Here is a 15,553-nt window from a genome sequence, read left to right on the forward strand (position 1 = left end):
ACGACCATATGACTACAGCCCCTTTAGTTCACCCCGGCTGGGGATGGAAATAGTCGAAAATCCTGCGGGCACTCTCGGCGCTCACCCCAGGAACCTTGCCGAGATCGGCGATCGAGGCCCGTTCGATCTCCTTCAGGGTTCCGAAATGATGCAACAAGGCACGTTTGCGTGACGGACCGATGCCCGGAATCTCCTGCAAGCCGGCCTCGCGAATGTCCTTCTTGCGCAGCTTGCGGTGCGAGCCGATGACGAAGCGGTGGGCCTCGTCGCGCAGGCGCTGGATGAAATAGAGCACGGGGTCGCGCGGCTCCAGCTTGATCGCCTCGCGCTCCGGCATGAACAGGGTCTCGCGGCCGGCGTCCCGGTCCGGCCCCTTGGCGACCGACATCAGCGACACCTGGGTCAGGCCGAGATTGACAAAAATCTCCCGGACGGCATTGAGCTGGCCGCGACCGCCGTCAATGATCACGAGATCCGGCCATTGCGGGAAGTCGTCGTCCTTGGTCTTGGTGGCGCTCTCTTCCGGCGGATTGATGAGACGCTTGAAGCGGCGCTCCAGCACCTCACGCATCATGCCGTAGTCGTCGCCCGGCGTGAGCCCTTCCGACTTGATGTTGAACTTGCGGTACTGGTTTTTCACGAAACCATCGGGACCTGCGACGATCATGGCGCCGACGGCATTGGTGCCCTGGATGTGGCTGTTGTCGTAGACCTCGATGCGCTTGGGCGCGTGCGGCAGGCTCAGCGTCGTGGCCATGGCGTCGAGCAGGCGGCTCTGGGTCGCGGTATCCGCGAGCTTGCGGCCGAGCGCCTCGCGCGCATTGGTCAGCGCGTGGGTGACGAGCTCCTTCTTCTCGCCGCGCTTGGGCGTGATGACCTCGACCTTGTGGCCGGCCTTGATCGACAGCGCGTTGGCAAGCAGCTCGCTCTCCTCGATCTCATGCGAAAGCAGGATGGTCTTCGGCGGCGGCTTGTCGTCGTAGAATTGGGCGAGGAATGAGCCCAGCACTTCCTCCGGCGTATAGGTCTTTTCCGCGCGTGGGAAATAGGCCCGGTTGCCCCAGTTCTGTCCGGTGCGGAAGAAGAACACTTCGACGCAGGAGAAGCCGCCTTCCTGGTGGATGGCGAACACGTCGGCTTCCTCGACCGTGCGCGGATTGATGCCCTGCTGCGACTGGATCGCCGACAGCGCGGCGAGGCGATCGCGATAGAGCGCCGCACTCTCGAATTCGAGCTCGCCGGACGCCTTCTCCATTTCGCCGGCAAGCTCCTGCTTCACCGCCTGGCTCTTGCCGGACAGGAAGTCGGTCGCCTCGCGCACCAGGGTCGTATAGCCGGGGAAGTCGATTTCGCGGGTGCAGGGACCGGCGCAGCGGCGGATCTGGTAGAGCAGGCAGGGCCGCGAGCGGCTCTCGAAGAAGGAATCCGTGCAGGAGCGGATCAGGAACGCGCGCTGCAAGGCCGTGATGGTGCGGTTGACGGCTCCGGCGGAGGCGAATGGACCGAAATAGCGCCCCGGGCGGGTCTGCGCGCCGCGGTGCTTCAGGATCTGCGGCGCCCAATGGTCGCCGGTGATCAGGATATAGGGAAACGATTTGTCGTCGCGCAGCTGCACGTTGAAGCGCGGCCGCAGCTGCTTGATGAGGTTGGCTTCCAGCAGCAGCGCCTCGGTTTCGGTCGCGGTCGAGACGATCTCCACGGTCACCGTGGCCGCGATCATGCGCAGGATGCGCGCTGGCAGCGGCGCGCTCTGGCGCGCGTAGTTGGACAGGCGCTTTTTGACGTTCTTGGCCTTGCCGACATAGAGCACGTCGGCGTTCGCACTGAGCATGCGATAGACGCCGGGCGAGGTCGGCGCAAGGCGGACCGCGCGCTCGATCGCCTCGTGACCGGTCGCCAGCGGCTCTTCGTCGACCGCGCCGCTCTCTTCCAGAATATCCGGCAGCCGCGCATCGTCCTCGTCATCGCCGCCTGTGGTGGCGGGATCGAGGTCGGGCGGCGCCGTCGCAGCCGTCTCTTGGGACAGGGCGTCAGTCGGGGCAGCCTGCTGCGATTTGCGCGCGCGGGCGTCGTCCGGCTTGTCGGTAGAATCGTGAACCATGGAGCGAATTTAGGCGCTGGGGGGACCGATTTGAAGTTCCGGCTGTGCCGCACACACGGGATGGCGCGCAGTTCCCGGTAACGCTTCCTTAAGTCTGTTAACAGCGCGGTAACGGGACTTAACAGGCCCTTAACTTAAAACTCTCGATAAATCCTACGCGAAAAAGTGGTGGTTCCGTAACCAAGCGGTCTGGCCTTGCGCGGCCGCGCGGGCATCGCAGGAGGTTGCGGCAGTTGCGTTGGAGTGTGTGATGAAGGGGCTCGTTGTGGGCGCAGCCGCGTTGGTTGCAGCCGGCTGGACGGCTTCGGCAGGGGCCGCCGATCTCAGTTACGGGCAGCGTGCGCCTTATACGGTCAATCAGCCGCTCAACGCCTATAGTTGGGCCGGCCCGTATCTCGGCGCCAATCTCGGCTATGAATGGGGTTCGGTGAGCAACACGCCTGTGAAGCCCTCCGGCTTCGTTGGCGGCGTGCAGGCCGGCTACAATTTCCAGAACGGCCCATGGGTGTTCGGTGTCGAGGGCGACATCCAGGCCGCAGGGGCCGACGACACGTTCGCGCCTTGGAAGTTCTCCAATCCCTGGTTTGGCACGCTGCGCGGCCGCGCCGGCTATGCCTTCAGCAACATCCTGTTCTACGGCACTGCCGGCCTCGCTTTCGGCGAGCTGCGCGCGCAGACCTTCGGCTGGACGGAGTCGCACACCACAGCCGGCTGGACCGCAGGCGTCGGCGCGGAAGTCGGCTTCGCGCCGAACTGGAGCGCGAAGCTCGAATATCTCTACATCGATCTGTCGTCGAGCCAGTTTGCAATTACAGGCGTGTCAAACGGCTATAGCGCCAGCGTTGTTCGCGCAGGCGTGAACTATCACTTCTGATAGCCAAATAAGAAAATACCGGACTACAGCCTCCCGGCCGCTTGCGGCCGGGATTTTTTTGCGCCAGGTTTCTTGGGTCAGGTGCGCTACGAAAGGATCACGAGATTGACCGCCTTCGGCCCTTTCCCCTTCTTGTCCGGTTCGACTTCGAATGTGATACGCTGTCCTTCGGCAAGATCCTTCAGTCCCGCCCGCTCGACAGCGGTGATGTGAACGAAGACATCGCGACCGCCGTCGTCCGGCTTGATAAAGCCGTAGCCGCGCTCGCCGTTGAAGAACTTAACCGTTCCCGTATTGGCCATCGGGAAACTCCCCCTCATTGCTCCTCCGTCGCAACGCAGACGCGCGTCGCGACATGACCGGGCATCACGAAGCCCGGGAGAGCTGGCCATCCTTGGGCAGACCCTTCGGTCCGACTGGATCTTTCTTAGGCCTTCACTCCGCCGCAACCATTCGCGGAAGCGGAACGTAAAGCCAGTCACGCAAACAGCATAATACGGTTCTTTGCAGATTGACTACCGATACTGCATATTTTTCCCAAGAATGGCGGCGGCTTAGGGCTTCGGTACCTCTAATCGGAATCTGGCAGCGCCGCCTTGGCCGAGCGGTATTTCCAGCTCGGGCAGGATCGTCTTGAGTTCGCTTTGCAGCGTGTAGGGCGGATTGACGATCAGGAGCCCCGCCGAAGTGAGTGCCGCACCGTCAAGCTGCGGCGCGGCGCTGAATTCGAGCCGCAGACACTTGCCCGGAGTCTTTGCTGCGGCTGCGGTCCGCGCCACAAGTTGCGCCAGCGTGTCGGTGGCGCGCCGGCTCTTGGCGGGGTACCAGATTACATAGATACCGGTCGGCCATTTCGCGAACGCGGTTGCGAAGGCCTCGCCCAGTCTTTCGAACTCGTCTTTCGCCTCAAACGGTGGGTCGATCAGCACAACACCGCGCCGCTCCTTCGGCGGCACGAAAGCCGGCAGCGCCATCCAGCCGTCGAGATCGACCACGCGAGCCTGCTCGTCGCGCCGCAACACGTCAATCAACGCCTTGCGCGCCTTCGGCTCCAGCTCGCACGCCACGAGCCGGTCCTGCGGCCGCATCAGGCCACGCGCGATCAAGGGTGAGCCCGGATAGGCCTTGAGCTCGCCCTTCGGATTGAAGGCGCGAACGATGTCGAGATACGGCTTGGTCAGCGCGACCGTCTCGTTCGAGAAACGCGACTGCATCAACCGCGCGATTCCCGTCAGCCACTCGCCGCTGCGGCGCGCCTCGTCGCTGTCGAGATCATAGAGGCCAGCGCCCGCATGGGTGTCGATGACGCGGAAGGCGGCCGGCTTGTCCTGCAAATAGGTCAGGATGCGTGCCAGCACGATGTGCTTGATGACATCGGCGAAGTTGCCGGCGTGAAAGGCGTGGCGGTAGTTCATGGCGGAGAGTTACGATATCGCGCGATGAAAGTAACTCCCGTCATTCCGGGGCGGTGCGCAGCACCGAGCCCGGAATCCATTTCCCCACCGAGAATGCCGAGCGATGGATTCCGGGTTCGCGCTTCGCGCGCCCCGGAATGACGAGTTCAGGGGCCTTCTACCCACCCCTGATCGGCGGCATCGTCACCTGGTCGCGGCGGCAGGCGCGGCGTTCGATCTCCTCGCAGGCGCGGAATTGCAGGTCCTTGCTGAGGCAGATGCGGACCTCGGAGAGCCGGGTCCGGTTGCAGGTGACCGAGACGGCTGCGTTGCTCAGGCCCGGATTGGCCTTGATGAAGGCTTCCTCGACTTCCGCCGGTGCCACGCTCTTGGCCTGCGACAGGTCGAGATATTCGGCCGGAATCTTGATCGCGGCGCGCGCCTTTCGGATCGTCTCGAAATAGTTGCGGCCGTCGAGCCCGGAACAGGTGCCGTGCTTGTCCCACTCGTTGAAGATCAGCCCCGGCGCGGGCATCAGGTCGAGCATCGAGGAGACGATGTTGCGGTTCAGCCGCGGCGAGGGCCGCTGGCAATATTCCGGAAAGCCGTTCTCATATTGCGGCCACAGCCCGTGCACCACGAAGGAATAGGGCCGTCCCTCGCACTGGATATTCGACCGCCCGCCGCCGCGGCCGCGCTCGGCCGCTTCCTCGCAAAAGGACGGCGACCATGACAGCGACAGCACATAGAAATCGAATTCGCCGGGCGCGTTCTGCCGCTTGTCCTGGGCCTTGGCGCCGCCTGCGAGCCCAACCAACCCGGCAGCGAGGGTGAGCGAGATCATCAGGCGGGAGAGCGAGTTCAATCTAAAATAAAACATGGCGACGCCCCTCAACTAGACTGTGCAATCAGCCTAGCAGGCAACAAGAACATTTCAAGAACAAAATTGAAGGGACCGCCAATCGGCCGCTTGATTGGTTCGAATCAGGGCTCTTCGACTTGGGACTTCGCGGCGCGCTAGGGCTTGGCGGCGCGGCAGGACGGATTGTAGGCCCAGTTGCGGTCGAGCCCGACCACGCACCATTCGACGCCCTGGCCGAAGCTGGCAAAGCCGCCATCCTCGACGATCGAGAAGTGCACCCTGCGCATCTTGCCGTCAGTGAGCATGGCTTCGCCGGTGCAGTAGCGGCGCGGAATGTTGTCGGACGCCCAGGGCCGGAACGCGGTCTCGTGAACGTCCGAGAAGCCCGTGATCTTCAACGACGAATTCCAGAACGAGCTTTCCTTCTCCCAGAACTGGGTGGCGATCGTCGGCAGCGCCTTGTCGCATTCGGCGACATTGCCGTCATAGCGAGGGCCGCTCAGCCAGAAATTCAGCTCCAGCGGATTGGCGGCCCTGGCCTCACCGAGCGACAGCGCCCCGAACATGAGGCCGAGAACGGCAGCAAAGCGGAGCGATTTCAGGGAGGTCGAGGCGCGCATGGGCAATCCAGACAGCATGATCTGCGAGGGTCCGACGGTGCCGCGAAGGGCGGGAGAGGTCAAGTGCAACGCGGCAACACTTGGCCAGGAGTTGATCACAACGCCACAGTCAGCCGGCCTTCCGTTCTTTTCACCGCCGCGTCGGCACCGTAAACTGCCTCCAACCAATCGGAGTGACGGGAATGCGAATCATTGCGGCCGCGGGCCTTCTTGCGAGCCTTGTTGTCTTGGGGATCATGGCGAGCCAGTCGGCGCGCGCCGACATTCTTCCGGTGCCGCCCTTCAAGGGCAACGACACCGGCGGCATCATCGCCTATTCCATGGCGACGCAGACCGATGCGCGCCAAGTCGCGGCCGATCACTGCGCACGCTATGGCAAGGTGGTGAAATTCCTCGCGGTGCAGGCCTATGAGGGCGGTTACATCTCGTTCGCCTGCCGCTGGGTGCCCTACGGCGCCGCCGATCGGCCGATCCGCACGCTCTACTGAGGCGTTTCAGAACGCCAAAGGTCACGCCTCGACGTCTCAGCCGGGAGTCTCTCGCATGACGCGCAAGCTTGCTTTGCTCGGATCAGCCGTTTGCCTCGTGTTGTCGGCGGGGAGCGCCGTGGCCGACGATCTGCCGGTACGCAAGGCCGGTCTCTGGGAATTGAAGATGGTCAGGACCGGCTCGGCGATGCCGGAAATGACCATGCAGCACTGCACCGACGAGGCTGTCGACAAGGAGATGAATAACAACATCTCGCCGATGGCCAAGCAGGTCTGCTCCAAGCAAGACATCAAGAAGACGGCGACCGGCTATGTCAGCGATTCCGAGTGCAGCGTCGCCGGCATGTCCACGACGTCGCATGCCGAGATCACCGGCGATTTCAATTCGGCCTATACGGTGAAGACCTCGTCGCATGCGCAAGGTGGCGCTGTCGGTGCCGCGGGGCGCGACACCACCATGACGCTCGAAGCGAAATGGCTCGGCGCCTGCAAGCCGGACCAGAAGCCCGGCGACATCGTGATGCCCGGCGGCTTCAAGATGAACGTGCGCGACGTCGACAAGCTGAAGGCGCTGCTGCCGAAGTAGGCTAGGGCTACTGCAGCTACACCGGAATCCGCACGCTCGCCCTTAATCCGCCGATCGGGCTGTCGCCCAGCGTGATGTCGCCGCCATGCGAGCGGGCGATGTCGCGGGCGATCGCTAGCCCCAAGCCCGTGCCGCCTTCGTCCTGGTTGCGGGCGTTGTCCAGCCGCAGGAACGGCTTGAACACTTCCTCGCGCAAATGGACGGGAATGCCGGGGCCGTCGTCGTCGACGGTGACGGTCAGATAGCGGTGATCGCGCTGGCCGGAGATGGCAATGGCCCTGCCGTAGCGCGCGGCATTGGTGACGAGGTTGGCCAGGCAGCGCTTGAACGAGGCCGGCTTCACCGTCACCACGGGTAGACCGCTGAATGTCACTGTGGCGGCGTGGCCGTGGCGTTCGGCGTCACTGCGCAGCTCCTCGAGCGCCTGCGCCATGTCGGTCGGCTGCGACTGCTCACCGGAATCGCCGCGGGCGAAGGCAAGATAATCCTCCAGCATCATCGACATCTCGTCGACGTCCTTGCGCATGCCCTCCATCTCGGGGCTGTCGCCGATCAGCGCCAGCTCGAGCTTGAAGCGGGTGAGGATGGTGCGGAGGTCGTGGCTGACGCCGGCGAGCATCGCGGTGCGCTGCTCCATCGCGCGCTCGATGCGCGACTTCATCTCGAGGAAGGCGCCCGCGGCCCGCCGCACCTCACGCGCGCCGCGCGGCCTGAAGTTCGGCGCCTCGCGGCCCTTGCCGAAGCTTTCGGCGGCGTCGGCGAGCCGCAGGATCGGCTTGATCTGGTTGCGCAGGAACAGCACCGACACGATCAGCAGGATTGACGATGTGCCGACCATCCAGAACAGGAAGATTTCCGAGTTCGAGGCATAGGCGGCGCTACGCTGCGCGAACACGCGCATCACGGCGTCGTCGAGCTGGATGCGGATCTCGACGAGGTTGGAGCGGCCGACCGTGTCGATCCAGAACGAGCGTCCGATCTGGCGGCCGAGCTGCACCGACAGCGTCTGGTCGAGCAGCGAGAAGAACGGCTTGGGTCCGGGCGGCGGCATATCGCCGGGGGGCAGGAAATCGACCACCAACTGTAACCGTTGCCCGATGCTCTTGAGCTGCGCACGGTCCTTGTCCTGCGGATAGCTCTTGTAGACATCGATCAGCGCGGCGATGTCCTGCACGACTGCGGCCGACAGTCGCCGCGTCACCGTGTTCCAGTGCCGCTCCATGAACACGAAGGCGACCACGGTCTGCAGGATCACCATCGGCACGATCATGATGAGCAGTGCGCGCGCATAGAGGCCGGTCGGCATCCAGCCCTTGAAGGCGTTGCCCATCCAGCCATTGGCGGCAGAGACGCGCCCGGCGGCGCTCTTGAGCAGCGTCAGGCCGGTATCGATCGTGCTCATCGGTCGTGCTTCACTGCTTTTATGGCGAGGCGACCAGCCGGTAACCGATGCCACGCACTGCCTGGAGGAACAGCGGATTGGCGGGATCGGTCTCGATCTTGCGCCGCAGGCGGTTGATCTGCACGTCGACGGCGCGCTCGTTGACGCTGCCATTGCCGGTGAGCGCGCTGCGCGGCACGGTCTCGCCCGGCGTCTCCGAGAGAATCCGCAGCATCTCGCGCTCACGGTCGGTGAGATGGATGACCTCCTCGCCCTGGCGCAATTCGCCGCGATCGAGATGGTAGACGTAAGGACCGAACGCGATCTTCTCCACCGCCGCGGCCTGGACCGGCGGCGCGGCGCGCTTGAGAATGTTGTTGATGCGCAGCGCCAGCTCGCGCGGCTCGAACGGCTTTGCCACGTAATCGTCGGCTCCGATCTGAAGGCCCTCGATACGAGCTTCGGCTTCATGGCGCGCCGTCAGCATCACGATCGGCACCGACGAGGATGTGCGGATGAACCGGGCGAGATCGAACCCGGTCTCGCCGGGCATCATGACGTCGAGGATCAGCAAATCGAAATGCAGCCCCAAAAGCTTTGAACGCGCATCACCCGCGCTCGAAGCGGTGGTGACGCGATAGCCTTCAGCCGCAAGAAAGCGCGACAGCAGATCGCGGATGCGGCGATCGTCGTCGACCAGCAGCAGATGGGGGGCGTCGTCAGCCGGTTGCACCGGCGGGCGGGCGAGCGTGGCAGCGAGCGGCACGGTCACTCCTTTGCGTCTTGATGGGTGGTGGCGAAGATCGTCTCCAGCACCTTGTCCGGATCGTCGCGGTCGATCATCGCGCGCAGGAAGCGCTTGACGGTTTCGGCATCCTGCGGCGCCATCTCGGCGAGGGCCTTGGTGATCCGCGTGGTCTGGAGTCCGGCGAGCTTCTGCACCAGTGCCTCGCCCTTCGGCGTCGCATAGAGCAGGCGCTGGCGGCGGTCGTTGTCGCCGGTCTTCTGCACGATGTAGTCCTCATCCAGGAGCTGCTTGAGCACGCGGCCGAGCGACTGTTTTGTGATGCGCAGGACGTCGAGCAGGTCGGCGACCTTCAGCCCGGGATAGCGGTAGACGAAGTGCATGACCCGGTGATGGGCCCGGCCGAAGCCAAAAGCCTCCAACTCATGGTCGGGATCGCCGACGAAATCGCGATAGGCGAAGAACAGCAGTTCGATGATATCCCAGCGCAAATTGCCTCCATCGCCTGCCGCCGGCCGTGGCTCGGCAGCGTCTTGAGAGGGAGTCGCGAAATTTATGTCAGGCATATTGACGTATCTTGGGTTCAATGTTACAAAACGATCGACCCGCACGAAATTTTAGATCGTTTAGTGTCGGGTGGCATTTCTAAGAGTGGCCGAACAGGCGGCGACGGCCGAAGCAGATCTACCGTGCGATTGTCGAGCGGCATTTCGGCAAAACATACTGGACTTCCGCCTTCCGCAAAAGCATGTCCTCGGAAGACATGCTGGCCACGGAAACCGGCCGTAACAAGGCTGGTGGCGGTCCGGCCAGAAACCACATCAAGCCAGCCGGGCCGAAACAGGCTAGGCCGGCGCCAGAACAACGCCGCCACCGGCAGCGGGAGCCAAGGACATGAGCATGAAATTCGACATCCAGCCCGCGTCCAATCCGACGTCCGAGAAGGACCGGGTCGCCAAGCTGGTCGACCCAGGCTTCGGACGCGTCTTCACCGATCACATGGCGGTGGTCCGCTATAACCAGGCCAAGGGCGGCTGGTATGAGGCGCGCGTCGAAGCGCGCGCCAATTTTCAGATCGATCCGGCCGGCGCGGTCCTGCACTACGCCCAGGAGATTTTCGAAGGCCTCAAGGCCTACAAGCGCGACGACGGCGGCGTGAACCTGTTTCGCCCCGATGCCAATGCGCGGCGCTTCAAGAACTCCGCCGATCGCATGGCCATGGCGCAGCTCCCCGAGGACGTCTTCATCGAGGCGGTCGAGCAGATCGTGCGCATCGATCGCGCCTGGATGCCGGGCGGCGAAGGCAGCCTTTATCTGCGGCCCTTCATGATCGCGAGCGAGACCTTCCTCGGCGTCAAGCCGTCGTCCGAATATATCTTCACGGTCATCGCCTCACCGGTCGGGTCCTATTTCAAGGGCGGCCCGGCGCCGGTCTCGATCTGGGTCTCCGAGAATTACACGCGCGCGGCCGTCGGCGGCACCGGCGCCGTCAAGTGCGGCGGCAATTACGCTGCAAGCCTGCGTGCGCAGGCCGAAGCGATCCAGCACGGGTGCGATCAGGTGGTCTTCCTCGACGCGGTCGAGCGCCGCTATGTCGAGGAGCTCGGCGGCATGAACGTGTTCTTCGTGTTCGACGACGGCTCGTTGTCGACCCCGCCGCTCGGCACCATCCTGCCCGGCATCACCCGCGACTCCATCATCGCGCTGGCCAAGGACGCCGGAAAGACCGTGCGCGAGGAGCCGTACTCGCTCGACCAGTGGCGCAAGGACGCGGCCAGCGGCAGGCTGAAGGAAGCCTTCGCCTGCGGCACCGCGGCCGTGATCTCGCCAATCGGCAAGGTGCGCTCGGTCAGCGGCGATTTCGAGATCAGCGGCGGCGCCGCCGGTCCCGTCGCCATGGGCCTGCGCAAGCAGCTCGTCGACATCCAGTACGGCCGCACCAACGATCCGCACAACTGGATCAGGAAGGTGTTTTGAACGGTTCGCGGCGTCAGGCACGGCAGGCTCTCTCGCTCCCTCGCCCCGCTCTTGCGGGGAGAGGGTGGGGTGAGGGGCTGTCACGGCGAATTCGAGAGATATGAGTTCGCGGAGAGTCCCCCTCACCCGAAATCCGCGCCTTCAGCGCGAATTTCGACCTCTCCCCGCAAGCGGGGCGAGGTGAAAAGCGCCGTTTGCGGGTTGTAAGTCGAGGTCTATGTTGTAAGTCAACGTCACCTTACACGCCTGACAACGAGCGACATGGCCGAAAAACCCAAAAAACCCCAGAAACTGAAGGCGCGCCTGCCGCGCGGGCTCGAGGATCGCGATCCCGCTGCGATCCGGGCGACGCGCGAGATGGTCGAGAAGATCCGCGCCGTCTACGAGCTCTACGGGTTCGAGCCGGTGGAGACGCCGGCGATGGAATACACCGACGCGCTCGGCAAATTCCTGCCCGACCAGGATCGCCCGAACGAGGGCGTGTTCTCGTTCCAGGACGATGACGAGCAGTGGATCAGCTTGCGCTACGACCTGACCGCGCCGCTGGCGCGCTATGTCGGCGAGCGCTATGGCACCGACGGTCTGGTCCTGCCCTATCGCAGCTACCGCGTCGGCTACGTCTTCCGCAACGAAAAGCCCGGCCCCGGCCGCTTCCGTCAGTTCATGCAGTTCGACGCCGACACGGTCGGCTCAGCGACGCCGGCGGCGGATGCCGAGATCTGCATGATGGCCGCGGACACGATGGAAGCGCTGGGCGTTGCGCGCGGCCAATACGTGGTGAAGGTGAACAACCGAAAAGTGCTCGACGGCGTTCTGGAAGCCATCGGGCTCGCGGGTGAGGAGAATGCGGCACGCAGGCTGACCGTGCTGCGCGCGATCGACAAGCTCGACAAGTTTTCCGCCGACGAAGTGCGCAAATTGCTCGGCCCCGGACGATGGGACGGCGGCGAAGAAGGCAAGGGCGACTTCACGAAGGGCGCCAATCTGAGCGCGGCGGAGGCTGACGTCGTTCTCGCCATCACCAAGCCGCGCGACGATTGGAAAGAGGCCATTACCGCTGCAGAGACTTACCTGGCCAAGAGCGAGGTCGGTCAGGCCGGCGTGAGCGAGCTGGAAGAGATTGCCAAGCTCGTCACGGCGTCGGGTTACGGTGTCGACCGTATCAAGATCGATCCGTCCGTCGTGCGCGGCCTCGAATATTACACCGGCCCCGTCTACGAGGTCGAGCTGCTGCTCGACACCAAGGACGAGAAGGGCCGCTCGGTGCGCTTCGGCTCGGTCGGCGGTGGCGGGCGCTATGATGGTCTCGTCTCGCGCTTCCGCGGTGAGCCCGTGCCGGCGACCGGCTTCTCGATCGGCGTGTCGCGGCTGCAGGCCGCGCTGACTCTGCTCGGCAAGCTCGACACGCGGCCAGAAGTCGGGCCCGTCGTCGTCACCGTGTTCGACCGCGACCGCGTTGCCGACTATCAGAAGATGGTGGCGTCCCTGCGCACCGCCGGGATCCGCGCCGAGCTCTATCTCGGCAATCCCAAGAACATGGGCAACCAGCTCAAATACGCGGACCGCCGCAACTCACCTTGCGTGATCATCCAGGGTTCGGATGAAAAGGCGCGCGGCGAGCTGCAGATCAAGGATCTGATCGAGGGCGCGAAAGCCGCCGCTGCGATCGCCTCCAACCAGGAATGGCGCGAGACGCGTCCGGCGCAGTTCTCGTGCAGCGAAGCCGATCTCGTCACCAAGGTGCGCGAGGTCTTAGGCCGCCATGACGTAGAGTGGGGATAGCCATTCCGGCAGGCTGCCATGCCCGGGCTTGTCCCGGGCAGCCACGTCCTGTTTGATGCGCACCACCATGAAGGACCGGGGCGTGCCCGGTCATCGCGACAGCAGTAGGGAGAAAACGATGCCTGAGATCACCGTCAGCATGGCCGAAGGCCGCACCGACGAGCAGAAGGCCGGCATGATGCGCGACATCACCCAGGCGCTGGTGAAGAATCTCGGCGTCGACGCCGATGCGGTCGTCATCCAGATCAACGAAGCCCCGCTCCGCCACAAGATGAAGGGCGGCAAGACGTTTGTGGAGCGCGCCGCGGCTGCGAAGAAGTAGCTACGGCTCGAGCCCGTAAGCACAGCCATAGCGCCAATCACTGCCGTCGTCCCGGCGAAGGCCGGGACCCATAACCACAGGGAGTGGTTGTAGGCGCGAGCTGATAACTCCGAGTCTTCGCCAAACTATTCCCTGTGGTTATAGGTCCCGGATCAGCGCTCGCTACGCTCGCTTGTCCGGGACGACAGCGGAGTTTGAGGCCTCATGGACGCACGCGACTTCATCACAATCGACATGAGCGCCGAGCGCACGCTGGTGGTCCCAGTGGAGCGGACGGTCGGGCATTTCGTGCCCGGCATGCCGATGGTCTATGCGACCCCGATGATGATTTTGGAGATGGAGATGACGTCGGGTGACGCGATCCGCTCCGCACTTCAGCCGGGCTGGGTCACCGTCGGCACCGAGGTCGACATCCGCCATCTTGCCGCAGCGCTTGTCGGCGCAACGGTGCGGACCACTGCGAAAGTGATCGCGGTCGAGCGCCGCGTCATCCGCTTCGAGGTCGAGGCATTCGAGGGCACGCGCAAGCTCGGCGAAGGCCGCCACGCGCGCGGGCTCGTGAATGTCGAGATGTTCAACAAGCGGCTCGGGGCGTAGCCGCTACTTGGCCAATTCCTTCGATCGCTTCGTCGCAGCCGCAATCGCGCGGATCATCAACTCGCGCAGGCCGGGCTCGCCCATCAGCACGCCGAGTGCCGCAGCGGTGGTGCCGCCCGGCGAGGTGACGTTCTGGCGCAGCGTGCTGGAGGGAAGATCCGACTGGTGCAGCAGCTCACCAGAGCCCGCGACCGTTTCGCGCGCGAGCTTTGTCGCCAACGCTTCGGGCAATCCCGCTTCCACGCCGGCGCGCGCGAGCTCCTCGGCGAGCAGAAACACATAGGCCGGACCGGAGCCCGACACGGCGGTCACCGCGTCCATCAGGCTTTCATCCTCGACCCATTCGACCGAGCCGGTGGCGCGCAGCAATGCATCGGCGATGGCACGTTGCGTGGCGCTGACATTCTTCGCAGCAACGGCAACCGTAATGCCGCGACCGATCGCGGCCGGCGTGTTCGGCATCGCGCGCACCACGGCGCCGCCGCAGACTTCTTCAAGCGAGGCGATCGTGGTTCCCGCCATGATCGAGACCACTGAGGTTTTGTCCGTGATGAACGACTTCAGCTTGGCGCCGGCGTCGCGGAACATCTGCGGCTTCACCGCGACGATCATCGTCTCGACGCTACCAGCCGCCTTCACATCGGGATTGAGCGCAACGCCCCTGGCGGCCAGCGCGGTGATCTCGGGCGAGATGTGCGGATCGACCACCGCAACGCGGCGCGGATCGAGCCCGCCTGCCAGCCATCCGGTCAGCATCGCGCCGCCCATCTTGCCGGCGCCGGCGAGAAGGATGGTTCCGGTGATGTTTTGGAGAGTGCTGTTTGCCACTGCGGTCACCACGAACAAAGGTGTCGTCCCGGCGAAGGCCGGGACCCATAACCACAAATGGTTCTAGTGGATGGAAGGCAGAGCAACAAGCATGCGCGATACGGCGAAATCACGCGGTATGGGTCCCGGCCCCCCGTGCGCAATTGCGCACTAGGCCGGGACGACGACGAGGAGAGAGCCGTGGCTCACAGGAAAGGCTTACGCCTCGCCGACCGTATCAAACATCGCGGCGTCCATCGCCTGCGCGGTGGTCTTGCCGGCCCACACCACGAACTGGAACGCCGGGAAGTAACGTTCGCAGGCGTGGATGGCGCCGGCGAGCATGGCTTCGCATTGCGCGGTCGAGGCGGTGAGGCCGCCCGGCAGCACCAGCGCCTGGCGGTGCATGATCATGCCGGTGTTGGTCCACAGGTCGAAATGGCCGATCCACAATTGCTCGTTGACCGCGGCGACGAGCCGCTGCACCTCGCCGAGCCGCGCGACCGGAATCTTCATGTCGAAAGCGGAAGCGAGATGCAGCGCTTCGATCTCACCCATCCAGGTGAACGAGATCTGGTAGTCGGTCCATTGCCCCTTCGAGACAATGGTCAGTTCGTCTTCGCCGGAGCGTTCGAACGGCCAGTTGTTGCTGGCAGCGATATCCTCGACCACCGCGAGCGGATGGCTTTTGGAATCGATAGCGCCTTCGAGCAGGGACATGCCGTCTCGACCTCTTGCCTTCTTGTTGTCTTTAGATACGCACGCGGTTGGTCCGGCGCGCGCTTCCTTAGATATCGCTAAGGCGATCCAATGGGAGTCGCTGTAGCGATCCCGGGATCAGCGCGGGCTTGTCGCGGATCAACTGATGTGATTTGCGGAATCTGCGCAACCGGGTCCCGAGTCCGTCCACAAGCCAGGACTCGTTCGTCCACAGCTCATCTCGGCCACAATTCTTAACGATGAGAACAAACCGGAATCGAATTCGCGAGGAATACGCCAATCGTTAATTCCGCCCCG

At 64.0% G+C, this 15,553-nt stretch carries 17 protein-coding genes; 7 read left to right on the top strand and 10 right to left on the bottom strand.

Features of this window, described 5'->3' with window-relative positions; genetic code table 11:
- Window positions 1–28: 28 nt before the first annotated feature.
- Window positions 29–2,101, bottom strand: a complete 2,073-nt coding sequence (gene uvrC, locus YUA_RS0131165) for an excinuclease ABC subunit UvrC (protein WP_027534218.1) — start codon at window positions 2,099–2,101, stop codon at window positions 29–31.
- 250 nt (window positions 2,102–2,351) lie between these two features.
- Here uvrC and YUA_RS0131170 point away from each other — a divergent pair, with 250 nt between their 5' ends.
- Window positions 2,352–2,975, top strand: coding sequence for an outer membrane protein (locus YUA_RS0131170; RefSeq protein WP_027534219.1), 624 nt, complete (start codon window positions 2,352–2,354; stop codon window positions 2,973–2,975).
- A gap of 86 nt (window positions 2,976–3,061) precedes the next feature.
- On the opposite strand, the gene YUA_RS0131175 is transcribed toward YUA_RS0131170, so the two are convergent.
- The 4 genes from YUA_RS0131175 to YUA_RS0131190 form a co-directional block, all read right to left on the bottom strand.
- Window positions 3,062–3,277 carry a cold-shock protein gene (locus tag YUA_RS0131175; RefSeq protein ID WP_027534220.1) on the bottom strand — a complete coding sequence of 72 codons (216 nt, stop codon included), beginning with the start codon at window positions 3,275–3,277 and terminating at the stop codon, window positions 3,062–3,064.
- Between the two features lie 252 nt (window positions 3,278–3,529).
- Window positions 3,530–4,390 (bottom strand): 23S rRNA (adenine(2030)-N(6))-methyltransferase RlmJ, encoded by an 861-nt coding sequence (locus tag YUA_RS0131180; RefSeq protein WP_027534221.1) that lies wholly within the window; start codon window positions 4,388–4,390, stop codon window positions 3,530–3,532.
- A 157-nt stretch (window positions 4,391–4,547) separates the two neighbouring features.
- Window positions 4,548–5,249, bottom strand: a complete 702-nt coding sequence (locus YUA_RS0131185) for a ribonuclease T2 (RefSeq protein ID WP_027534222.1) — start codon at window positions 5,247–5,249, stop codon at window positions 4,548–4,550.
- Window positions 5,250–5,386: 137 nt separating this feature from the next.
- Window positions 5,387–5,851 carry a hypothetical protein gene (locus YUA_RS0131190; protein ID WP_027534223.1) on the bottom strand — a complete coding sequence of 155 codons (465 nt, stop codon included), beginning with the start codon at window positions 5,849–5,851 and terminating at the stop codon, window positions 5,387–5,389.
- A gap of 182 nt (window positions 5,852–6,033) precedes the next feature.
- Here YUA_RS0131190 and YUA_RS0131195 point away from each other — a divergent pair, with 182 nt between their 5' ends.
- Complete coding sequence (locus YUA_RS0131195; protein WP_027534224.1) at window positions 6,034–6,339, top strand: hypothetical protein; 306 nt, start codon at window positions 6,034–6,036, stop codon at window positions 6,337–6,339.
- Window positions 6,340–6,394: 55 nt separating this feature from the next.
- On the top strand, window positions 6,395–6,925 hold the full coding sequence (locus tag YUA_RS0131200; protein ID WP_027534225.1) for a DUF3617 family protein: 531 nt from the start codon (window positions 6,395–6,397) through the stop codon (window positions 6,923–6,925).
- A gap of 16 nt (window positions 6,926–6,941) precedes the next feature.
- Here YUA_RS0131200 and YUA_RS0131205 read toward each other — a convergent pair whose 3' ends face one another.
- Genes YUA_RS0131205 through YUA_RS0131215 form a run of 3 tightly spaced genes read right to left on the bottom strand, consistent with a single transcriptional unit; the run spans window position 6,942 to window position 9,617 of the window.
- On the bottom strand, window positions 6,942–8,327 hold the full coding sequence (locus YUA_RS0131205) for an ATP-binding protein (protein WP_027534226.1): 1,386 nt from the start codon (window positions 8,325–8,327) through the stop codon (window positions 6,942–6,944).
- Between the two features lie 19 nt (window positions 8,328–8,346).
- On the bottom strand, window positions 8,347–9,078 hold the full coding sequence (locus YUA_RS0131210; protein WP_027534227.1) for a response regulator: 732 nt from the start codon (window positions 9,076–9,078) through the stop codon (window positions 8,347–8,349).
- Window positions 9,075–9,617, bottom strand: a complete 543-nt coding sequence (locus YUA_RS0131215) for a MarR family winged helix-turn-helix transcriptional regulator (protein WP_027534228.1) — start codon at window positions 9,615–9,617, stop codon at window positions 9,075–9,077. Before YUA_RS0131215 ends, YUA_RS0131210 begins: the two co-directional genes overlap by 4 nt.
- Before the next feature lie 328 nt (window positions 9,618–9,945).
- Between YUA_RS0131215 and YUA_RS0131220 the strand changes: the two genes are divergently transcribed.
- The 4 genes from YUA_RS0131220 (at window position 9,946) to YUA_RS0131235 (ending at window position 13,729) form a co-directional block, all read left to right on the top strand.
- Window positions 9,946–11,028 carry a branched-chain amino acid aminotransferase gene (locus YUA_RS0131220; protein ID WP_027534229.1) on the top strand — a complete coding sequence of 361 codons (1,083 nt, stop codon included), beginning with the start codon at window positions 9,946–9,948 and terminating at the stop codon, window positions 11,026–11,028.
- Window positions 11,029–11,289: 261 nt separating this feature from the next.
- A complete protein-coding gene (gene hisS, locus YUA_RS0131225; protein ID WP_027534230.1) occupies window positions 11,290–12,810 on the top strand; it encodes a histidine--tRNA ligase in 1,521 nt (506 codons plus the stop codon).
- Between the two features lie 67 nt (window positions 12,811–12,877).
- Window positions 12,878–13,132, top strand: coding sequence for a tautomerase family protein (locus YUA_RS0131230; protein ID WP_156947364.1), 255 nt, complete (start codon window positions 12,878–12,880; stop codon window positions 13,130–13,132).
- A 204-nt stretch (window positions 13,133–13,336) separates the two neighbouring features.
- Complete coding sequence (locus YUA_RS0131235; RefSeq protein ID WP_027534231.1) at window positions 13,337–13,729, top strand: thioesterase family protein; 393 nt, start codon at window positions 13,337–13,339, stop codon at window positions 13,727–13,729.
- A 3-nt stretch (window positions 13,730–13,732) separates the two neighbouring features.
- Here YUA_RS0131235 and proC read toward each other — a convergent pair whose 3' ends face one another.
- Together proC and YUA_RS0131245 are read right to left on the bottom strand one after the other, a co-directional pair.
- Window positions 13,733–14,557, bottom strand: a complete 825-nt coding sequence (gene proC, locus YUA_RS0131240) for a pyrroline-5-carboxylate reductase (RefSeq protein ID WP_027534232.1) — start codon at window positions 14,555–14,557, stop codon at window positions 13,733–13,735.
- A 198-nt stretch (window positions 14,558–14,755) separates the two neighbouring features.
- Entirely contained in the window at window positions 14,756–15,256 is a 501-nt protein-coding gene (locus YUA_RS0131245; RefSeq protein ID WP_027534233.1) for a YbjN domain-containing protein, read from the bottom strand.
- Between the last annotated feature and the right edge of the window lie 297 nt (window positions 15,257–15,553).

The organism is Bradyrhizobium sp. WSM3983, assembly GCF_000473045.1.
Taxonomy (GTDB): Bacteria; Pseudomonadota; Alphaproteobacteria; order Rhizobiales; family Xanthobacteraceae; genus Bradyrhizobium.